This window comes from uncultured Clostridium sp., assembly GCF_937920395.1.
Taxonomy (GTDB): domain Bacteria; phylum Bacillota; class Clostridia; order Clostridiales; family Clostridiaceae; genus Clostridium_AD.
On record NZ_CALEVF010000085.1, the window covers coordinates 1 to 5,845 of the forward strand.

Annotated in this window: 8 protein-coding genes and 1 tRNA gene; all 9 read right to left on the reverse strand. The window is 30.9% G+C overall.

Going from position 1 to position 5,845, the window contains the following annotated elements; translation table 11 throughout:
* The coding region (locus Q0649_RS08640) for a DUF1015 domain-containing protein (protein WP_298840284.1) at positions 1-436 on the reverse strand (436 nt) is incomplete at its 3' end.
* A 26-nt stretch (positions 437-462) separates the two neighbouring features.
* On the reverse strand, positions 463-1,374 hold the full coding sequence (locus Q0649_RS08645) for a D-2-hydroxyacid dehydrogenase (protein WP_298840287.1): 912 nt from the start codon (positions 1,372-1,374) through the stop codon (positions 463-465).
* A gap of 99 nt (positions 1,375-1,473) precedes the next feature.
* Positions 1,474-2,544, reverse strand: a complete 1,071-nt coding sequence (locus Q0649_RS08650; protein ID WP_298840290.1) for an alanine--glyoxylate aminotransferase family protein — start codon at positions 2,542-2,544, stop codon at positions 1,474-1,476.
* A gap of 315 nt (positions 2,545-2,859) precedes the next feature.
* A complete protein-coding gene (locus tag Q0649_RS08655) occupies positions 2,860-3,048 on the reverse strand; it encodes a hypothetical protein (protein WP_298840292.1) in 189 nt (62 codons plus the stop codon).
* A 200-nt stretch (positions 3,049-3,248) separates the two neighbouring features.
* Positions 3,249-3,434, reverse strand: coding sequence for a hypothetical protein (locus tag Q0649_RS08660; RefSeq protein WP_298840295.1), 186 nt, complete (start codon positions 3,432-3,434; stop codon positions 3,249-3,251).
* 49 nt (positions 3,435-3,483) lie between these two features.
* Complete coding sequence (locus tag Q0649_RS08665; RefSeq protein ID WP_298840305.1) at positions 3,484-4,170, reverse strand: hydrolase; 687 nt, start codon at positions 4,168-4,170, stop codon at positions 3,484-3,486.
* Between the two features lie 82 nt (positions 4,171-4,252).
* A complete protein-coding gene (locus Q0649_RS08670; protein ID WP_298840298.1) occupies positions 4,253-4,780 on the reverse strand; it encodes an NUDIX domain-containing protein in 528 nt (175 codons plus the stop codon).
* Between the two features lie 89 nt (positions 4,781-4,869).
* Positions 4,870-5,562, reverse strand: coding sequence for a DNA/RNA nuclease SfsA (gene sfsA, locus Q0649_RS08675; protein WP_298840300.1), 693 nt, complete (start codon positions 5,560-5,562; stop codon positions 4,870-4,872).
* A 145-nt stretch (positions 5,563-5,707) separates the two neighbouring features.
* Positions 5,708-5,782: transfer RNA gene (locus tag Q0649_RS08680), tRNA-Glu, on the reverse strand.
* Between the last annotated feature and the right edge of the window lie 63 nt (positions 5,783-5,845).

Below are 5,845 nucleotides of genomic sequence, written 5' to 3' on the forward strand. Positions count from 1 at the left end.
GACCAGTATTACAATTTGTATAATCAACATGATTAAATCTATCAAGCTCTTTATCTGATCTTGTTAACTCATGTTTCTTAATTGTGTTCTTTATATAATCATCTATTGATACACAAGCAACTATACCCGTTTGAGATCTACCGTCCATTATTTGTCTATAAATATACATACATGGTTTTTCGTCTTGAATATAGACTTTATCACTAATCATCTTTTGAAGATTTTCTCTAGCCTTTAAATAAACTTGCTTATCGTGTATATCTATATCTTTGGGTAAATCTATTTCTGATTTATCAACATGTAGAAATGAATAAGGGTTACCCTCTACCATTGCCAGGGCTTCTTCACTGTCCATAACATCATAAGGAAGAGCTGATACTTTTTCTACTAAATCTAATTGTGGTCTGTACGCTTTAAAAGGTCTTATTATAGCCATAGTTGTCCCTCCTGCAATCAATCATTTTATTTGAAAAATCTAATAATAATCTCCATTATCTCATTGCCTATTCTTGTTTGAGCTTCTTTTGTAGCAGCCCCTATATGAGGCGACACAGAAACTTTTGGATTATTAACTAAAGCTTCATTTTTTGTTGGTTCCTCAACAAAAACATCCACACCAGCTCCTGCTAATTTACCATTATCTAATGCTTCTACTAAAGCAGCCTCATCAACTACTCCACCTCTAGCACAGTTAATTAAAAATGCACCATCCTTCATCATTGCTAATTGATCTTTTCCTATAGTAGCTCCATGCTCTTTAATGAATGGTATGTGTAATGACACATAATCTGATTTTTTTAATACATCATTTAGTTCACAGTACTCATACTCATTGAATCCCTTAGCTTTCCCTGTTATATCTGTATATATAACTTTCATACCAAGTGCAGATGCTTTTTTAGCTAACTCCTTAGATATTCTTCCAAATCCTATTAGCCCTAATGTCTTTCCGCAAATTTCCACTCCTGTGTATTTTTTCTTATCCCATATTCTCTGCCTCATAGCTACATTTGATATATTAACAAATCTTGACACTGCAAACATATGTGCAAGTACTAGTTCAGCTACAGATGCACTACTCGAATTAGGGGTATTCTTTACTTTTATTCCTTTACCCTTAGCATAATCTACATCAATGTTATCAACTCCTACTCCTCCACGAATTATTAGCTTTAATCTTCCCGATTCCGCTGCTTTATCAATTATTGCCTTTCTAACCTTTGTTGCAGATCTAACAACAATTACATCGAATTTCTTTAACTCATCACCTAAAAGTTCTGGATCATAAAATTTTTCAACAATTTCAAAGCCCTTATTCTTCAACTCCTCAATTGCACCTTTTTCCATACCGTCAGTAACTAACACTCTAATCATTAAAATCCTCCTAAATAATTTTTTTATACTCCATTAAACTTAAATTAAGAATGAAAAATCACACTATAATTTTTCATTCTTAATTTTTATTTTTATTTATTAAAGTCCTAAAATATCATTAATTATTACTAATAACTCTTTTACTTCTTCTGGCGTAGTTTCAGCCATATGTGCGATTCTAAATGTCTTATCCTTTAACTTCCCATAACCATTAGAAATCATAAATCCTCTTTCTCCTAATTCCTTGTTTAAATCTGAAATATTAATTCCTTTTGTATTTTTAATAGTAGTTACTGTATTTGAAAGAAATTTTTCATTTGGAAATATTGCAAAATTTTCTCTAGCCCACTCGCGGACAACCTCCGCTCCCGCTATATGCCTAGCATACCTATTTTCTAATCCTTCTTCTAATATCTTATCTAATTGATAATCTAAAGCGAACATATGTGAAAGAGATGGCGTAGATGGATATTGATAATCCTTCTTTTGTATACAATCATATAATCCTAATAAATCGAAATACACTCCTCTGTTTGTAACTAGTTTAGCTCTATCTACCGCTTTTTTAGAGAATGTGCAAATAGACATTCCTGCAGGTAACCCTAAACATTTTTGAGTTGAAGTTATACAAATATCTATTGCCCAGTCATCAACATTTACTTCTGTTCCAGCGGCATTACTTACAGTATCTACACATACCACAACCTGCGGATACCTTTTATAAATCGATGAAAGATCTTCTATATTATTCATAAGTCCGGTTGAAGTCTCATTCATAGTAATAGTTATTAAATCATATTTACCTGTTTTCAATACTTCGTCTATCATTTCTTTAGTTGTTGGTTGTCCCCATTCAGATTCAAATTTATCAGCCGGTACTCCATTAGCCATACACATTTGGAACCATCTATTCCCAAATGCTCCAACTGAAAATATTGCTGCCCTTTTTGCTGTACATGAGCGAACAGCTCCTTCCATTAATCCACTTCCTGAGCTAGTTGAAAGTAGTATTTCTTCTTTAGTATTAAAAACTTTTCTCATTTTATCGCTTATGTTTCTTTGTAATGTTGATGCTTCCTTACCTCTATGTGATATCTGAGGAGTAGCCATTTTTTGAAGTACATCTTGCGCCACTTCTACTGGTCCCGGTATAAATAATCTTTTATGCATATTCACCCTCCAAATTTATTGTTTCCACCCTTATTTTTTATATTTTCATTAGTTTTAAGCATTATACTTAGCTTATTTTAACACTTAAGTATATATTTCTCAATATACTAAAATAAATATTAAGCTCATATAACTGTATATTCTATAATATATTGTATTCCTTTATAAATAATATTTAATGATATGTGTAAACACTATAAAAATAATAATATTTATTGTAATTAGTTCAACCCCATACAACAAATACTCTTTGTTATATGGGGTTGATGTTAAAACTTTTATTTAAAATGCATTGTTATAATATAAATAACGATATTAAGATTGATCTAATCCAGCTAGAACTTTATCATACAAATTAATTTCACACTTGTTGTTTTTTAAATGCTGGCAATTATCACAACTTTTACTATACGCTGTACCTATTGAAGACTGAAATCCTGTTCCTATTGAGTCATATCCATTACAACTATTTGCCACATGTGACATCTGCTCTATATTTGACATAATATTAAACCTCCTAAAGTTTAAAATCTAATTGATTTATATTTATTATTTCCATAATTCCATCAAATAAACCCTATGTACCTTTTTATTGTTTAAAATTTTGTTTAATATTTCATATAAAACAAAAGCTACTAAAACATAAAATGTTCTAATAGCTTATATTCGTTTTTTTATAATTAAAATAACCTCTAAGTATTTTATTAATGGGTTTCCCACCAATAATCCTTTATATTGATTATAGACTCAGTTTCCCTACAATACTTTGTAGTTAAACACTGCCTTAAATTTCTTGGGCATCTTTTACATACACAATCAGTTACTTCACTACTGCACTGTTTTGTTAAAGCTTCAGGACAATGAATACAATTATCTCCACCTACAGCCATTTTATCACCTACCGTTTTAGTTGAAATTATTTTATTAATAACTTAAACATTATTTTTCTGTATCTTCCGTCTTATAAATTGTTCTGTACTTGATCATTATTTCATTTAAAATATCCGCTACTATAGGTGGCGTATATGTAATTGCATTAGCACCAGCTTTTATAGTTTCTCTTATCGTGTCATTATCAGGACCTCCAGTTGCAATTATTGGGAAATCAGGATGTTTTTCTCTTATTTTCCCTACTATATAAGCTGTTTTTCTAGCACCAGATACATTAATTATAGTCGCTCCGGCTCTTATTCTTGCCTCTATATCTTCAAATTCTGATACAACTGTAACTATTATTGGAATATCTATAGTTTCCCTTACTTGTGTTATAACTTCATTAGATATTGGACTATTAACTACTATTCCCATTGCACCTTTAAATTCAGCATCTAATGCTAAATTTGTTACTCTCTTCCCTGTAGTAATTCCTCCTCCAACGCCACAAAACACTGGTACATCAGCTGCAAGTACTAATGCTTCTGTTATTATAGGCTGAGGGGTAAACGGATATACTGCAATAATTGCATCAGCATTTGTATTTCTTATAACCGCTACATCTGTAGTAAAAACAAAAGACTTTAATCTTTTACCAAATATCACAATTCCAGTAGCATCTCTTATCGCAGTTGGTAACTCTATCATATGTCTCCTTAAGTTTCCTGTTATCTGAGGTGCCTTTTGATACATAATTTTTTCTTTAACTTCTTTAGCTTCTTCTTTCATTTTAATTTCTCTCCCTTCTACTCGTTATCCAATATTTATATTGCTTCTACTTTATATCACATCTATAAGCCTTTTCTCCTGTATATTTAATTTCCTTTAACAATTTTCTTACTACTCTCTTACCTATCTCATCTTCACTCATTTCACATATAGCATCATCTATGTTTTCCCAATTAGCACAATCAACCTCAGGTGATTTCTCTATATTTCCATCAACATACTTAGCCATAAATGTTAACATTATAATTTCTTTAGAAGCTAAATAATCACTCCCCAAATATTTAATTTCTCCAACAGTTATCCCCGTTTCCTCTTTAACTTCTCTATACACAGTGTCTTCAACAGATTCTCCATTAGTTACATATCCTGATACCAGCACCTTTGAATTCTTAAATGTATAACTTTGTTTAAGTAGTAATATTTCATTTCCCTTCATAACTGCAACTACTACACATGGTTTGGGTGTGTCAAAATACATAATATCATCCACGGGACAATATGGAACTGCCCCTTCATCCCAACTGTCTCTTTCTATTAATTTTTCTCCACAAATTGGACAATATATAAATTTCAAATTTTACCCTCCTTAATGCCTATGTTATTAGTCTAATACTATTTAGGCTTTTATTCAATTAAAATAAGCATCATTAATAATTTTAATAATTACAAAACAAACTCTACTGATTTGCTCAAAGTTATGTGATTTTCACCAACTTCACATTCATATACAAAAATATCTACACCACTTTTGTATGCAAGGCGTAATGTTTCACCAAACGCTTCATCCATATCATCATATGGCGAAAAACTTTTTATATCATTCATTTGAATAAGAAATAACACTCCCGCGCCTAGTCCAATTTTTTTTACTTCAATAAGTTCTAATAAATGTTTTTTTCCCCTCTGGGTAGGTGCATCTGGAAACATACTTCTGCCATCTATTTCAAATGTTACCCCTTTTACTTCAAGGTAATATTCATCACCTATTTTATTAGATAGTTTAAAATCAAATCTACTATTCCCAAAAGTTTTTTCCCTCTGTATTATATTATATTTAATAAGCTTTTGTATCTTTTGGTCTTTTAATGCCTCATCAACAACTTTGTTAGGAATTTGTGAATCTATATTGATAATTTTATTATCTTTATATCCCGCGATTAAATCATATGACGTCTTTCTACTTGGGTTAAGCTCTTCTCTTAACAAAACTTTACATCCTGGTATTAATATTTCTTTACATCTTCCTGTATTCGGAACATGTACTATTATTTCTTCTCCAAATAGATTTACGTAAGCTTCAAACCTATTTGGTCTTTTAATAAACTCTGCAATAAAAACTCTTTTAGTTATAATCATAAATTTATCTCCATTTTTATAAATATACACTTCTTAATGAAAATAATCAACATTATCCACAATCAAAACAGTATTATATATATAAATTCTATTAATATTTTATAAAATAAAAAAGCCCTCGCTTTAAAAAGCAAGAACTTTTTTATGGTGACTCCTAGGGGAATTGAACCCCTGTTACCACCGTGAAAGGGTGGTGTCTTAACCGCTTGACCAAGGAGCCCTAGAAAATTTGGTGGCTTACCGGAGAATCGAACTCCGGACACCATGATTAAAAGTCATGTGC